Source organism: Nocardia sp. NPDC057455, assembly GCF_042802775.1.
GTDB lineage: Bacteria > Actinomycetota > Actinomycetes > Mycobacteriales > Mycobacteriaceae > Nocardia.
On sequence record NZ_JBHVDM010000063.1, the window covers coordinates 25,357 to 39,482 of the forward strand.

Below are 14,126 nucleotides of genomic sequence, written 5' to 3' on the forward strand. Positions count from 1 at the left end.
CACCGGGCGCACCGCCGATCCCACCCGCTGGGCCGGGCCCGACGCGGGCTCGCGGTCACGTGCCCGGCCCGGGCCGGGCGACTACCGTCCGGCGATATGACGGCCGGATCGGACGCTCCCGCGATCGTGGTGCTCGGCAGCATCAACATGGACCTGGTGACCACGACGGGGCGCAGGCCCGTTCCCGGTGAGACGGTCCTCGGCAACGGCTTCGCGATGGTGCCGGGCGGAAAAGGCGCCAATCAGGCCATCGCCGCACAGCGGGCGGGCGGTGCGGTCGGCTTCCTCGGGGCGGTTGGCGACGACGTCTTCGCAGGCGAACTGCGCGGCACGCTCACCGCCGCCGCGGTGTCGGCCGACCGGCTGCGCACCGTCGCCGGACCGAGCGGCATCGCCACAATCGTGGTGGACGACGACGGCGAGAACAGCATCATCGTCGTCGGAGGCGCCAACGCGCGGATGACCGAGCTGACCGAGGACGACCTGACGGCCATCGCGGCCGCCGATATCTTGCTGTGCCAGTTGGAGATTCCGGTCGAAACGGTCGCCGCCGCGGCGCGTCACGCCCGCGCGCACGACACGACGGTCTTGCTGAACCCCTCGCCGGTACGCGCCTTGCCCGCTGAATTGTGGGCGAATGTCGATGTCGCCGTGGTGAATTCGAGCGAGGCCGAACAATTGGGCGCGGATCTCGACACCGTTGCGCACGTGGTCGTCACCCGTGGGGCGGCGGGCGCGGACTATCGCGGACCGGACGGCGCCCGCCTGTCCCGGCCCAGCCCGCGGGTGGACGTCGTCGACACCACGGGCGCGGGCGACGCCTTCACCGGCGCGCTGGCCGCAGCCTGGCATCGCGGCCCCGAATGGGCGCTGAACTGGGCCTGCGCCGCCGGAGCGCTGGCGACGACCCGATTGGGCGCGAGCAGTTCGATCCCGGCCCGCGAGGAGATCACCGCCGCCCTGGCCGCGGAGTAGCGGCGCGCGCCACGACGGCTCCCGCTGCGCCCGAGCCGATATCGTGAGGGGCATGGCCACCACGCCGGATCGCATACCCGCCGACGGCGGCACCGCTCCGATCGAGGGGCTGAACGCCTCCATGGTCGCGCTGAGCTTCGTGGACAACGCGGGGATCACGCGCGTGAAGGCCGTCCCGGTACAACGGCTGGATCGGGCGTCCCGGTACGGCGTCGGGGTGTCGCCGTGCTTCGAGACCTTCGCCTTCGACGACGTGATGGCGGTCGGGCGTTATCTCGGCGGCCCCGACGGCGATCTGCGGCTCGTCCCCGATCCGGCCAGGCTGACCGAACTGGCCTGCCAGCCCGGCTGGGCATGGGCGCCCACGGACAAGTACACCCAGGACGGCACCCGTTTCGCCGCCTGCCAGCGCCACTTCGCGGCACGCCAGACGGCGGCGGCGCGATCCGCCGGACTGCGGTTTGCCATGGCCTTCGAGACCGAATGGGCAGTGGGCAGTGGCGACGACACCGCGGGCTTCACACCCGCGATCGACGGCCCCGCCTACGGCATGGTGCGGCTCGGGCAGGTCGCCGAATACGCCACCGACCTGGTCGCGGCGCTCGAACGGCAAGGTGTGGCCGTCGCGCAGTTCCATCCGGAATACGCGCTCGCGCAACTGGAGTTGTCGGTCGAACCGTCCGAGCCGGTCGCCGCCGCGGACGAGGCCGTGCTGGTCCGGCACACGATCCGTCAGGTGAGCGCGCGGCACGGCTGGCGGGCGGTGCTCGCCCCTTGCATCGAACCGGGCGGCGCCGGTTCCGGAGCGCACCTGCACCTGTCGGCGATCGACGACGACGGCCCCCTTTTCGCGGGCGGCGACGGCCCCCACGGCATGCGGCGGACCGGTGAGGCGTTCCTGGCGGGGGTGTTGCGAGAACTGCCCGCGCTGGTCGCGGTCGGCGCGGGCAACCCGGCGAGCTTCCTGCGGTCGGCGCCGTCACGCTGGGCGGGAGTTTGGCAGTGCTGGGGTCACGAGACCAGAGAGGCCGCCCTGCGCTTCGTCACCGGGGTCCGCGGCACCGAGGGATGGGCCGCCAACGCCGAGATCAAATGCTTCGACGCGACCGGCAATCCGTACCTGATCGTCGGGTCGGTGATCGCGGCCGGGCTCGCCGGTGTCGCCGAACGCCTACGCCTGCCCGCCGAAATCACCGGAGATCCGGCGACTTTCGACGCCGAAGCACGCATGATGTCGGATGTGCGCCGCCTACCCACCACACCGGCCGAAGCCGCCGACCACCTCGCCGCGTCCGAGGTGCTCGCCGAAGCCATGGGCGTCGAACTGCACGACGCGCTGCTCACCGTGCGCCGCGCGGAGGCCGAGCGATACGCCGCCGCGAGCGCCGAAGAGTTGGTCGCCCTGACACGTTGGCGGTTCTGACATGCTCACCGACGATGTCCGGCTCACCGACCACCACTGCCACGGCGTCCACACCGGGAACCTGGACCGGCCCGGTTTCGAGCGTTTGCTCGGCGAAGGCTCGCACGGAAGTTTCGATTCCGCGCTCGGGCTCGCGGTGCGCCGCTGGTGCGCCCCCGCGCTCGACCTGCCCGCCCATGTCAGCCCGGACGTCTACTTGCGTCATCGCGCCCGGCTCGGCGCGCGCGAGGTCGCCACGCGGCTGTTGCGCGCGACCGGGGTGACCCGGTGGTGCCTGGATACCGGAATCGGCGGCGGCACAGCGGATTTCGCTGCCCTGGTGAACGGCGAGGTGCGCGAGGTGGTCCGGTTGGAGGAGGTGGCCGAGCGCGTCGTCGCCCAGGTCGGCGCGGTGTCCGGGGTCTACGAGCGAATCGAGGCGGAGCTGCGCGCGCGGGCCGCCCATGCCGTCGGCCTGAAGACGATCGTCGCCTACCGGTGTGGCCTGGACTTCCCGGTGCGGCATCACCCGCCGACCAGTTTCGCGCCCGAACACCGGCTCAGCGATCCGAACGTCCTCGGCTGGCTGGTCGGTCTCGGCGCGCGGATCGGCGCCGAACTCGGTCTTCCCCTGCAATTCCACACCGGGTTCGGCGACCCCGATCTGCGCCTGCGGCACAGCGACCCGCTGCTGCTCACCGACTTCCTGCGCCGGACCGCGGGCACCGGGCTGTCGGTGATGCTGCTGCACTGCTGGCCCTTCCATCGCCATGCCGCCTACCTCGCGCACGTCTTCGACCATGTTCACCTGGATCTCGGCCTGACCATCCCCTACGTGGGGCAGCGGGCCGGAGCCGTGCTCGCCGAGACGCTGGAACTCGCACCGTTCCGGGCGCTGTGCTACTCCTCGGACGGCTACGGGCTCCCGGAACTGCACTACCTCGGCGCCCTGCTCTGGCGGCGCGGGCTCGGCAAGCTCGTCGACGAGTGGCTCGCCGACGACGCGATCACCACCGCCGACGCCGAAGTGCTGGTCAACGCCATCGCCCACGGGAATGCCGCGCGCGTCTACCGGGCACGGTTCGAACACGCCGCCGGCTGACCTTCCGCCATCCTGGTCGGTCGGATATTCGGGTGCGCCCGGTGCCGTCGGTCCCTACCGTTGATAGCGAAGACCAACGGAAGGATCGAGACCATGTTTCCCGTCGAGCTGCGCGGCACCAAGGCGCAGACGCTCATGTGGGCCCACGAGCACGAGGTCGAGCAGGCCGCGCTCCGGCAACTGCGCAACATCGCCGCGCTGAAATGGGTCCACGGCGTCCGCGTGATGCCGGACGTGCACCTCGGCAAGGGGGCCACGGTCGGCTCGGTGATCGCGATGAAAGACGCGGTGTCACCCGCCGCGGTCGGCGTGGACATCGGCTGCGGCATGGAGAGCGTGCGCACCGACCTCACCGCCGCGGATCTGCCCGACAACCTGCGTTCGCTGCGTTCGCGGATCGAGGCGGCGGTACCGGTCGGCTTCCAGGCGCATCACGACGCCGTGGATGTCACCCGGCTCGGCGGCCAGGTCGCCGGGCTCGGCGCGAGCACCACGACGCTGCGGACGGGATGGGACCGCTTCTGGGGTTCGTTCGGCGCGCTGGACGCCGGGGTACAGCCACGAGAGTCCAAGGCGCACAAGCAGATGGGCACCCTCGGCGGCGGCAACCACTTCATCGAGGTGTGCCTGGACCAGCAGGAGCGGGTGTGGATCCTGCTGCACTCCGGCAGCCGCAACATCGGCAAGGAACTCGCCGAGCGGCACATGGCCATCGCGCGCACGCTGCCGCACAACATCGATCTACCCGACCGCGACTTGGCGGTCTTCGTCTCCGGCACGCCGGAGATGGAGGCATACCGGCGTGACCTCACCTGGGCGCAGGAGTACGCGGCGCGTAACCGCGCGGTGATGCTCGCATTGGTCTGCCGTGCGGTCGCCGCCGAATTCGCCGAGCGTGGAGTGCGTTTCGAGCAGCCGATCAGCTGTCACCACAATTATGTGGCGGAGGAGCTGATCGACGGCGTGCCGATGCTGGTCACCCGAAAGGGCGCGGTGCGGGCGGGAGCGGGTGATCTCGCGCTGATTCCCGGCTCGATGGGTACCCGCTCGTATGTGGTGCGGGGCAAAGGCAACCCGGCGTCGTTCCAGTCGGCTTCGCACGGCGCGGGACGGCGGATGAGCCGCAACGCGGCCAAGAGGCAGTTCACCGTCGCCGATCTGATCGCCCAGACCGAGGGCGTCGAGTCGCGCAAGGACGCGGGCGTGGTGGACGAGATCCCGGCCGCGTACAAGGACATCGACGAGGTCATCGAGGCACAGCGGGACCTGGTCGACGTGGTCGCGACGCTGCGCCAGGTGCTCTGTGTGAAGGGCTGACCGTCGCGCACCCGATTGCGCTCCGGGCGAGTTCCGCTCGCCCGGCGCGACGTCGCGTTCAGCGCAGGCTCGAGCGGTGAACCCGGATCCGGCGAGCACCGACACCCCACCTCTGGCACCACATCGCGATCAGCGCAGCCTCGAGATGGCGGCGCGACCCGGATCCGGCGAGCACCGGTGTCCACTCCGCGCGCGGTTGTCAGGGACGGGCGCCGCTCCCCCGGAACAGTCCCGAAGCCGCTCGATCAGGCGCCGGGCGTGAGGCAACCGTGACCGATGGTCTGGATCTCCCGGCGGCTTGCTCGATACCATCGGGTATGCCCTGGCGGCCCTCCTTCTTCGCACCCGCTCCGGATTCCGACCCGGCGGCGGGGCCGCCGGAGATACCCGGCGTGCGGCGGTCGGAAGTGACCGCCCGCGGCGTGCGTTTCCACGTCACCGAAGCGGGTCCGGCGGACGGGCGTCCGGTGCTCGCGCTGCACGGCTGGCCCGAGCATCACTACGCCTACCGTGACCTGCTCGCCGATCCACCGGACGGACTGCGCATCATCGCGCCCGATCTGCCCGGCTACGGCTGGTCGGGCCCCGCGCCGCACCGGTGGGCCAAAGACGACGTCGCCTCCGACCTGCTCGCGTTGCTGGACGCGCTCGGCCTGGACCGCGTCCTGCTGGTCGGCCACGACTGGGGCGGCTACATCGCCCACCTGCTCGTACTGCGCGAGCCGGAGCGATTCGACGCGCTGCTCGCGCTCAACATCGCCCACCCGTGGCAGACACCGCGCGCGTTTCTCCCGCACGCGTGGCGGTTCCTGCTCTACCAGCCCGCCGTCGCGGCGTTCGGCGACTACCTGCACCGGCGTACCCGCTTCCTGGAGCAGCTCGTGTTCGCCGGCGCCGTACGCGATCGTTCGGCGTTCGGACCCGAGGTGATCCGGGCGTACGCCGACCGCTTCCGCGACCCGGTCTGTGCCCGCACGGCGACCGACACCTACCGCACATTCCTGCTGCGCGAAGTGCCCCGGTCGGCCAGGCGAGGCGAACGACGGCGAGCCCGGGTGCCGATCCTGGCCCTGTTCGGCGTCGAGGACGCGGCGGTCCATCCGTCGCTCGCGTCCGCCGAAACCGCCCGCGCCGACGACTACCGGCTGGAGCTGGTCCAGAACTGCGGCCACTTCATCATCGAGGAGCGACCGGACCTGGTCCGGACCCGGCTGGCCGAGCTGGCGGCGGCGACCGCGCACCCCGCTTGACCACGACCCGCCGTCGCATCGGCAAGTCGGACGCCGCGACCTGATACGCAGCCTGCGCGCCCAGCGTGGCGAGTATGTGAAACATGAGCCGCGGCCGGGCGCGCGGCCACCTGTCGGAGTCGTCGGGCACGATGGAGCGCATGACCACGGCGACCGGCGCGTCTTCGATCGACCTCACCGCCCCCGACCTGCGCGAGCACGCCGAACAGCTGCTGCGCGAGCTGGCCGGTGCGGACGCTCGGCTGCGGGAGGACCAGTGGACCGCGATCGAGGCGCTCGTCGTACGGAGGCGCAGGGCGCTGGTCGTGCAGCGCACCGGCTGGGGCAAGTCGGCGGTGTATTTCATCGCGGCGAAGCTGCTGCGCCGGGCGGGGCGCGGCCCGACGGTGATCGTGTCGCCCCTGCTCGCGCTGATGCGCAACCAGGTGGCGGCGGCGCAGCGCGCGGGGGTCGTCGCGGCGACCATCAACTCGGGCAATGTCACCGAATGGGACGAGATCCACGCCGATGTCGCCGCGGGCGCGGTCGACGTGCTGCTGGTCAGCCCGGAACGATTGAACAACCCGGACTTCCGGGACCAGGTGCTGCCCCGGCTCGCGGCCGATGCCGGGCTGGTGGTGATCGACGAAGCGCACTGCGTCTCGGACTGGGGCCACGACTTCCGGCCGGACTACCGGCGCATCCGGACGCTGATCGCCGACCTCGGCTCCGACGTCCCGGTGCTGGCGACCACCGCGACCGCCAACGACCGGGTGGTCACCGACGTCGCCACCCAGATCGGCACCGACACCCTGGTGCTGCGCGGCACGCTGGATCGCGAGTCGCTGCACCTGTCGGTGGTCCGCTTCGACGACGCCGTGGAACGCACCGCCTGGCTCAGCGGTCACCTGCACCGGTTGCCCGGCTCGGGCATCGTCTACACACTCACCGTCGCCGCCGCGCAGGACCTGGCCGACGTGCTGACCTCGCACGGCCACACGGTCGCCGCCTACACCGGGCAGACCGACCCCGCCGAACGCGAGGTTTTGGAGGCGGCGCTGCTGAACAACGAGGTGAAGGCGCTCATCGCCACCTCCGCGCTGGGCATGGGGTTCGACAAACCCGATCTCGGGTTCGTGGTGCACGTGGGCGCGCCGTCGTCTCCCATCGCCTACTACCAGCAGGTGGGACGCGCCGGGCGTGGCACCGCCCGCGCCGAGGTGATTCTGCTCCCCGGCCCCGAGGACGCGCGGATCTGGAGCTACTTCGCCTCCGTCGCCTTCCCCCGCGAGCACATCGTGCGTGCCGTGCTCGACGCGCTGGACGCCGACCGGGCGCTGTCCACCGCGGCGTTGGAGCCGCTGGTGGAGTTGAATCGCTCCAGGCTGGAGATGGTGCTCAAGGTGCTCGACGTGGACGGTGCGGTACGCCGCGTGCGCGGCGGCTGGATCGCCACCGGCCGGCCGTGGACCTACGACACCGAGCGCTACGAGCGCCTGTCCGTCGCCCGCGAGGCCGAACAGCAGGCCATGATCGACTACCAATCGACCGCCGATTGCCGCATGGAATTCCTGCGCCGCCAGCTCGACGACCCGGGACTGCCCGCCGACGTAGCGGATTCGCCCGGCTGCGGCCGCTGTGACAACTGCACCGGCAGCCGCCCCGACCGCACCGTCGCCGCCGACGCGGTGGCCGCCACCAAAGCCAGGCTCGACCGCCCCGGCCTCGACATCGCGCCACGCAAACAGTGGCCCACCGGCATGGCGAAACTCGGAATCCCGTTGTCCGGCAAGATCTCCGGCGGCGCCGAGACAGGTCGCGTTCTCGGCAGGCTGACCGACCTCGGCTGGGGGCAGCGACTGCGGACGCTGCTCGACGGCCCGGACGATCCGGTCCCCGACGCGGTCTTCGATGCTTGTATCGCCGTACTGCGCGAATGGGATTGGGCCACCCGCCCGACGTCGGTACTCGCCCTGGAATCCCCGCGCTACCCCGTGCTCACCGCCACCCTCGCCGCCCGGCTGGCCGAGGTCGGCCGCCTGCACGACCTCGGCACCCTGCGCACCCGCCCGGACCGCCCGCCCGTCTCGGCGGCCAACTCCGCACATCGCGTAGCCGGGCTGTTCGACTCATGGGAGATCCCCGACCTCACCGACGTGCCGGGCCCGATCCTGCTGGTCGACACCATCACCGACACCGGCTGGACCTTCACCGTCGCCGCGCACGCACTCCGAGCCGCCGGCGCCGAAGCCGTCCTGCCGTTCGCGTTGGCTACGCCGACATAGCTCCTGGCCTATGAAGAGCTCTTCGCGCCGATTCCCGATTCCGAGCGAAGCGAGACCGAGCATCCGCCGTTCGCGGCGAAGTCGCGGCAATCAGAGACTGAGTGTCGCCCGCAGGCGCGCGTCGAGGGATTCCCTCTCCACATCGGTGAGCACGCCGAGATGTTCGGTGAGCCAAGGCCGGTAGGCGCGATGCAATTTCAGGGTGTCGGCCCAGCCGTGCTCGGTGAGTGTGGCCAGCACGTGGCCGGGGTCGGCCTCGCGCAACGGGACGACTTGCAGCCAGCGATAGCGCGAGGTGATCACCGCCGAGTCGGAGACCAGCACGACCGTCATGCGCCGCGGGAAGGGGGTGCCGTCGGTGAGCGTCGGGGCGTAGCGCCAGATCTCGCCGCGTCTCATGCGGCGCCGTCGGCATCGTCTTCGGCGGCCTGGGTGAGCGTCACGTCGTCGTAGGCGGCGGCCAGTTCGGCCTCCTCGTCGATAGCCAGCGCGGTCAGGCTGTCGTACACGAGCGTGGAGCGCAGCGCGGCGTTGATCACCGCCGACAGGCTGCGGTTCTGGCGATCGGCGACCTCCCTGGCCCACTCGGCCACCTGCGGATCCAGCGTGACGGTCACGCGCGTCGCCTTGCTCATACCGGTATGCATACCAGAGCGGTGCACTGCTGGGAACCCGGCCGCGGCATCGCTCGCGCCTGCTCGAAGTCGTGCGCGGCTTTCCCGTGCCGCGCGCACTACAGTCGACCCGTGGCCAGCAAATCCACCGGGTCGGCGATCGAGCTCGAGGTCGGCGACCATACGATCCGCGTCTCCAACCCCGACCGCGTCTACTTTCCGGAGAGCGGCGCGACCAAGCTCGACTTGGTGCAGTACTACCTGAGCGTCGGGGACGGCATCGTCAACGCCCTGCGCGACCGGCCCTGCATGCTGCACCGGTTTCCCAAAGGACTCGCGGGCGACAAGGTGCATCAGAAGCGACTTCCCGCCGGTGCGCCGGACTGGATTCCGACTGTGCGCGTGTACTTCCCGCGCTATGGGAGACACGCCGACGAGCTGTGCGTCGAGAAGCCGGCCGACGTCCTCTGGGCGGTGCAGATGTCCACGGTCGAGTTCCATCCGTGGAATTCGCGCGCCGCCGATACCGAGCGTCCGGACGAATGGCGCATCGACCTCGACCCGATGCCGGATTGCCCCTGGTCACGCGTGCGACGGGTCGCCGGGGTGGTGCACGAGGTTCTCGACGAGATCGGCGCCGTCGGGTGGCCGAAGACCTCCGGCGGCAAGGGCCTGCACGTGTACGTGCGGATCGCGCCGCATTGGGGATTCCAGGACGTGCGCCGGGCGGCCCTGGCGTTCGCCCGCGAAGTCGAGCGGCGAGCATCCGGCGACGTGACCACCACCTGGTGGCGGCGCGACCGCGATCCGAAGATGCTGTTCGTCGACTACAACCAGAACGCCCGCGACCACACCATCGCCGCCGCCTATTCGGTGCGCGGTGTCCCCGCCGCCACGGTCTCCACACCGGTACGCTGGGACGAAATTCCCGACATCGATCCGCGCGACTTCACCATGGCTTCCGTTCCCGCTCGCTTCGCCGAACTCGGCGATCTGCACGCGGGCATGGATGACGCGGTGTTCCACCTGGATCCTCTCCTGGAGTGGGCCGAGCGGGACAAGGTGGACGTGGAGCTCGACGAGGAGCAGAGCGAGGCCTAGCGCCGCGCCGGACGGACACCCTGCGGCCGGTCGGCGCACGCCAGGCGGTGCTACGGTCGCAACGTCCCAGCCCGCGACCACGTCCTACTGCTCCGAAGGAGGTCCGTCCATGAACCGACCGGCAGTGACGATCGCGATCGGCCCCACCGACCCGCCTCCCACACTGTTGGAGAAGGCCGTCGTGGAGGCGGGCGCCACCCTCTCCGATCTGGATGAGGCGCGTGGGTTGATCTGGGTCGGCGGCCCCGGCGAGTTCCCGGACGAATTACCGGCCGGTGTGCAGTGGGTGCAACTTTCGGCCGCAGGCGTCGAGGACTGGTTCACCGCGGGCGTCATCGCCAGGCATCCGGGTGTGCGATTCACCTCCGCCGCAGGCGCTTTCGCGGCGAGCGTGGCCGAGCACGCGCTCATGCTGCTGCTCGCGGGCGTCCGGTACCTGCCCGAGCACCTGCGGGCTTCGGATTGGCGGCAACAGGACTTCTTTCCACACGTCGGCACACTGCGTGGCAAGACGGTGACGATCGTCGGCGCGGGCGGCATCGGCCGCGCGCTGATCCCGATGCTGGTCCCGCTCGGCGCGCACATCATCGCGGTGAACCGCAGCGGGCGTCCGGTCTCCGGCCCCGGCATTCCCTCGTCGGTCGAGACGATTTCCGCCGGCCATCTCGGCCGGGTCTGGCCGCACACCGATCACGTGGTCATCGCCGCGCCCGCCACACCCGCCACCAGGCATCTCGTCGGCGCGGACGAACTAGCGCGGCTCAAGCCGTCCTCGTGGATCGTCAACGTCGCGCGCGGCAGCCTCATCGACACCGACGCGCTGGTGGCCGCGCTGGCCTCCGGCGCCATCGGCGGCGCCGGTCTCGACGTCACCGACCCCGAGCCGCTCCCGGCCGGTCACCCCCTCTGGTCTCTGCCGAATGCCATTGTCACGCCGCATGATTCGAATCCACCCCAGCTGCGACTGGCGGCATTCGCCGACCACGTCGAAGCGAACGTCGAGCGGTTCCTCGAAGGCCGCCCCCTGCTGGCGCCGATCGATCCCGCGCGCGGATACTGAAATAGTTCGACACAGCATGATTCGCGCACCGCGGATCCTCGGGAGTCGGCCTCGCGGTAAAATGCGGCGGCTTGATCTGCACGATCCCGCCACTGTGCGCAGCGCGCCCCCGCCACTGTGGAAGCGCTTACCGGTAGCGGTCAGGCCGTCGTGAAACTCGTACCGAGTCGAGTGCCCTGCGTCGACATCAGCCGGGCAGCGCTCGGCCGAGAATCTCTTCGATGACTTCGCTCTTCGCGTTCGCGTAGTGCTGCACGAACTTCCAGTCACGCTGGGCGAGTGCACGTTTGGTCCGCTCGTAGTACGCCCGGTCGTCGTCGTGCGTGCGCAGCCGGTCGCGGAAAGTCAGAATCCGCTCGATCTCCGGTGCACCCGACTCCGGCGAGAGAACGTGCAGGTTCACACTCCACCGTGCACCGCTGTCCACCCGGCGGACGAGACAGCGATGCTGATACCAGTCCGGTTGCCGGACACGTAGCGCATAGCCGGCTGCCTCGAGCGCGGGTAGATACGCGGCTTCGTCGGCGGCGTCCGGAACCAGCAACAGCATGTCGATCAGCGGCTTGGCCGCGAGACCGGGAACCGAGGTGGAGCCGGTGTGCTCGATCCGCACGGCCGTGTCGCCGAGCGCGGCACGGAGAACGGCCTCTTCCTCGGCGTACCAGTCCGGCCACGCGGGGTTGTAATCCTCGATGAACACCTTGACCGCATAGGGCTCCGCCTCGCCGATCATCGCCGCCGCGATCTCGTCGTCGTCGAAGGTCGCCATACGTCACTGTAACCCCGCTTGATCAGCCTTTCCAGAATGTACCATTGACAACTGGCACATTCGTGGCTGATTCTTAGCGCATGACAAGGTCAACGAGGACCTCGGTCCCCGGCGTTCCCGCCGCGCCCTCGACCCGTGCCACCGTGGCCGCAGCGGCCACCAGGCTCACGCTGCGGCCGGTGAACTGCGCGGTTCCGATGAACACGCCGGGCGTCTGGTTCGCACGCAAACTCATCGCCACCCTGATGACCGTCGGCGGTCCCGTGCCGCCCGGCACGTCCGTCACACAAGTTCGCTCGGGAGCGGTGCGCGGTGAATGGGTGCGGGCGGCGGGTGTGCCGTTCGGGACGCGAGCCGTCTACTACATCCACGGCAGCGGGTATGTGATCTGCTCGGCGCGCACCCATCGCGGCCTCGCGGCCCGGCTGTCGGCGAAGACCGGCCTGCCGGTCTTCCTCACCGACTATCGCCTCGCGCCCGAACACCGGTTCCCGGCCGCGGCCGACGACGTCGAGGCGGGTTACCGCTGGCTGCTCGGTCGTGGCATGGCCGCGGAAGACCTGGTGATCGCCTGCGACTCGGCGGGCGGGCACCTCGCGCTGGACCTGCTGGTGGAGAACGGACGGCACCGGCGCCCGCAGCCCGCGGCCGTGGCGATGTTCTCCCCGCTGCTGGACCTGACGTTGGGCTTGGCGGCCGAGCGGGAACGCGTCCGGACCGATCCGTTGATCTCGGCCGCCGCCGCGAGCAAGCTGCCCGCGGCCTACACCAGCGGCCATCCGGCAGACGCGGCGCGCCTGCGGCTGTCCATCCCGCAAGGTCTCGCACTGCCACCGATCCTGGTGCAGGTCGGCGGTACCGAGATGCTCGCAGCCGACGCGCGGGCGCTGTGCGAGATGGTCCGCCGCGCGGGCGGCAGCTGCCAGCTCGAGATCTGGCCTGGGCAAATGCACGTCTTCCAAGCCCTTCCCCTGGTGGTGCCCGAGGCCGACCAAGCCCTCGCCCGCGCCGCCGACTTCCTGCGCGCGGCGCTGGTCGCTACCTCCGGCACGGAAAAGGTGAGCTGAGATGTTCGGATTGGACAAGGTGTTGGCCCTGGGCCGGGCCCGGCGCACGCACGGCGCGCGAGCCGTGATCACCGGCGCCGGCAGCGGCATCGGCCGCGCGTTCGCGCTGGAGATCGCGGCCCGCGGCGGCCGGGTGATCTGCGCCGACATCGATGAGGCGCGCGCCGACGAAACGGTCGCCCTGATCGAACGCACCCACCCGGGCACCGCGCACGCCTTCCGCTGCGACGTGGCACAACGGGAGGACGTAGAATTGCTCGCCCGCTTCGCCGAAACGCTGTTCGAGCGCCCGGTCACCCTGGTGATCAACAACGCGGGCGTCGGCATCGGCGGAAAACCCGTGGGACGCATCGGCTTCGACGACTGGCAGTGGGCGCTGGGCATCAACCTGTGGGGAGTTGTGCACGGCTGCGAAGTCTTCGCTCCGCGCCTGCGGGCCGCCGGGAGCGGCGGCATCATCAACGTCGCCTCGGCCGCCGGATTCGCCGCCGCGCCCTCGATGGCCGCCTACAACGTGTCCAAAGCCGGTGTGCTGTCGCTGTCGGAGACCATGGCCGCCGAGCTGAGCGGCACCGGTGTGGCGGTCACGGTCCTGTGCCCGACGTTCGTCCGCACGAACGTCGCCCGCGACGGCCGGATCACCGAGGGATCGGCGCAGCTGGCCGACTTCCTCATGCGCTGGACCGGTTTCTCCCCCGAGCGTGTCGCGCGGACCACCCTGGACGCGCACGATCTCGGCCGGCTCTACGTGCTCCCCCAACTGGACGCGCACGCCGTATGGCTGCTCAAGCGGTGCCTTCCCGCGCAATACACCTACGTCCTCGGCCTCCTGGAGCGGCTGCTGCCCCAGGACCACTCGACCACCACCGACCGCACGCCGGTCACCGACAAGACAGGAGTCTGACATGGCCGCCATCGCGATGGACTTCGACGACATGCTCCGCAAGATCAAGGACCGCCAGTGGGCGCTGGCCGACATCGATTGGGACGCGCCGGGCCGCGAGACGATCACGCCCGAACTGCACGCCAAGCTCAAGCCGTTCATGGCCGATCTGATGTGGATCGAAAACGTCGGCGCGCGCGGCTTCGCGGCTATGGCCAAGAAGGCGCTGATGTTCCCCCGGTTTCGTGGAGTCGAGATGCTGGACTTCAGGCCACGGGTTGGATGGACGGTTGCATCATTTCGTACTCGATCGGAGTCCGCA

At 70.4% G+C, this 14,126-nt stretch carries 13 protein-coding genes and 1 pseudogene; 11 read left to right on the plus strand and 3 right to left on the minus strand.

The genetic code is table 11. The annotated features are described in order from the left end of the window. Nucleotides 1-96 precede the first annotated feature (96 nt). The 6 genes from ACFU5M_RS23450 to ACFU5M_RS23475 all read left to right on the plus strand — a co-directional run bounded on the left by ACFU5M_RS23450 (nt 97) and on the right by ACFU5M_RS23475 (nt 8,310). Nucleotides 97-975 (plus strand): ribokinase, encoded by an 879-nt coding sequence (locus ACFU5M_RS23450; RefSeq protein WP_379052619.1) that lies wholly within the window; start codon nt 97-99, stop codon nt 973-975. Between the two features lie 52 nt (nt 976-1,027). After that, nucleotides 1,028-2,398, plus strand: a complete 1,371-nt coding sequence (locus tag ACFU5M_RS23455) for a glutamine synthetase (protein WP_379052620.1) — start codon at nt 1,028-1,030, stop codon at nt 2,396-2,398. A gap of 1 nt (nt 2,399) precedes the next feature. Continuing rightward, complete coding sequence (locus tag ACFU5M_RS23460) at nt 2,400-3,479, plus strand: amidohydrolase family protein (protein ID WP_379052621.1); 1,080 nt, start codon at nt 2,400-2,402, stop codon at nt 3,477-3,479. Between the two features lie 93 nt (nt 3,480-3,572). Then, the gene (locus ACFU5M_RS23465) at nt 3,573-4,796 is read left to right on the plus strand and encodes an RtcB family protein (protein WP_379052623.1); all 1,224 of its coding nucleotides are present in this window, start codon (nt 3,573-3,575) and stop codon (nt 4,794-4,796) included. A 317-nt stretch (nt 4,797-5,113) separates the two neighbouring features. After that, nucleotides 5,114-6,046, plus strand: coding sequence for an alpha/beta fold hydrolase (locus ACFU5M_RS23470; RefSeq protein WP_379052625.1), 933 nt, complete (start codon nt 5,114-5,116; stop codon nt 6,044-6,046). A 140-nt stretch (nt 6,047-6,186) separates the two neighbouring features. Then, nucleotides 6,187-8,310 (plus strand): RecQ family ATP-dependent DNA helicase, encoded by a 2,124-nt coding sequence (locus ACFU5M_RS23475; protein WP_379052626.1) that lies wholly within the window; start codon nt 6,187-6,189, stop codon nt 8,308-8,310. Between the two features lie 90 nt (nt 8,311-8,400). On the opposite strand, the gene ACFU5M_RS23480 is transcribed toward ACFU5M_RS23475, so the two are convergent. Both ACFU5M_RS23480 and ACFU5M_RS23485 read right to left on the minus strand, forming a co-directional pair. Further along, the gene (locus ACFU5M_RS23480) at nt 8,401-8,709 is read right to left on the minus strand and encodes a hypothetical protein (protein ID WP_379052628.1); all 309 of its coding nucleotides are present in this window, start codon (nt 8,707-8,709) and stop codon (nt 8,401-8,403) included. After that, entirely contained in the window at nt 8,706-8,945 is a 240-nt protein-coding gene (locus ACFU5M_RS23485; RefSeq protein WP_379052630.1) for a hypothetical protein, read from the minus strand. Before ACFU5M_RS23485 ends, ACFU5M_RS23480 begins: the two co-directional genes overlap by 4 nt. A 111-nt stretch (nt 8,946-9,056) precedes the next feature. On the opposite strand from ACFU5M_RS23485, the gene ligD reads away from it, so the two are divergent. Together ligD and ACFU5M_RS23495 are read left to right on the plus strand one after the other, a co-directional pair. Continuing rightward, the gene (ligD, locus tag ACFU5M_RS23490) at nt 9,057-10,025 is read left to right on the plus strand and encodes a non-homologous end-joining DNA ligase (RefSeq protein ID WP_379052631.1); all 969 of its coding nucleotides are present in this window, start codon (nt 9,057-9,059) and stop codon (nt 10,023-10,025) included. Between the two features lie 109 nt (nt 10,026-10,134). After that, nucleotides 10,135-11,085 (plus strand): D-isomer specific 2-hydroxyacid dehydrogenase family protein, encoded by a 951-nt coding sequence (locus ACFU5M_RS23495; protein ID WP_379052633.1) that lies wholly within the window; start codon nt 10,135-10,137, stop codon nt 11,083-11,085. A 187-nt stretch (nt 11,086-11,272) separates the two neighbouring features. On the opposite strand, the gene ACFU5M_RS23500 is transcribed toward ACFU5M_RS23495, so the two are convergent. Further along, the gene (locus ACFU5M_RS23500) at nt 11,273-11,854 is read right to left on the minus strand and encodes a GrpB family protein (RefSeq protein ID WP_379052635.1); all 582 of its coding nucleotides are present in this window, start codon (nt 11,852-11,854) and stop codon (nt 11,273-11,275) included. Between the two features lie 80 nt (nt 11,855-11,934). Between ACFU5M_RS23500 and ACFU5M_RS23505 the strand changes: the two genes are divergently transcribed. The 3 genes and pseudogenes from ACFU5M_RS23505 to ACFU5M_RS23515 all read left to right on the plus strand — a co-directional run. Next, nucleotides 11,935-12,921: an alpha/beta hydrolase gene (locus ACFU5M_RS23505; protein ID WP_379052636.1), complete on the plus strand. Its 987-nt coding sequence runs from the start codon at nt 11,935-11,937 to the stop codon at nt 12,919-12,921. Between the two features lies 1 nt (nt 12,922). Further along, complete coding sequence (locus ACFU5M_RS23510) at nt 12,923-13,825, plus strand: SDR family NAD(P)-dependent oxidoreductase (RefSeq protein ID WP_379052637.1); 903 nt, start codon at nt 12,923-12,925, stop codon at nt 13,823-13,825. A 10-nt stretch (nt 13,826-13,835) separates the two neighbouring features. Then, nucleotides 13,836-14,126 (plus strand): annotated as a pseudogene (locus ACFU5M_RS23515) (hypothetical protein); the annotation flags it as partial.

Coding starts and splice junctions, on each gene's coding strand:
- ACFU5M_RS23450 (WP_379052619.1), top strand. CDS start 97: ATGACGGCCGGATCGGACGCTCCCGCGATCGTGGTGCTCGGCAGCATC.
- ACFU5M_RS23455 (WP_379052620.1), top strand. CDS start 1,028: ATGGCCACCACGCCGGATCGCATACCCGCCGACGGCGGCACCGCTCCG.
- ACFU5M_RS23460 (WP_379052621.1), top strand. CDS start 2,400: ATGCTCACCGACGATGTCCGGCTCACCGACCACCACTGCCACGGCGTC.
- ACFU5M_RS23465 (WP_379052623.1), top strand. CDS start 3,573: ATGTTTCCCGTCGAGCTGCGCGGCACCAAGGCGCAGACGCTCATGTGG.
- ACFU5M_RS23470 (WP_379052625.1), top strand. CDS start 5,114: ATGCCCTGGCGGCCCTCCTTCTTCGCACCCGCTCCGGATTCCGACCCG.
- ACFU5M_RS23475 (WP_379052626.1), top strand. CDS start 6,187: ATGACCACGGCGACCGGCGCGTCTTCGATCGACCTCACCGCCCCCGAC.
- ACFU5M_RS23480 (WP_379052628.1), bottom strand. CDS start 8,709: ATGAGACGCGGCGAGATCTGGCGCTACGCCCCGACGCTCACCGACGGC.
- ACFU5M_RS23485 (WP_379052630.1), bottom strand. CDS start 8,945: ATGAGCAAGGCGACGCGCGTGACCGTCACGCTGGATCCGCAGGTGGCC.
- ACFU5M_RS23495 (WP_379052633.1), top strand. CDS start 10,135: ATGAACCGACCGGCAGTGACGATCGCGATCGGCCCCACCGACCCGCCT.
- ACFU5M_RS23500 (WP_379052635.1), bottom strand. CDS start 11,854: ATGGCGACCTTCGACGACGACGAGATCGCGGCGGCGATGATCGGCGAG.
- ACFU5M_RS23505 (WP_379052636.1), top strand. CDS start 11,935: ATGACAAGGTCAACGAGGACCTCGGTCCCCGGCGTTCCCGCCGCGCCC.
- ACFU5M_RS23510 (WP_379052637.1), top strand. CDS start 12,923: ATGTTCGGATTGGACAAGGTGTTGGCCCTGGGCCGGGCCCGGCGCACG.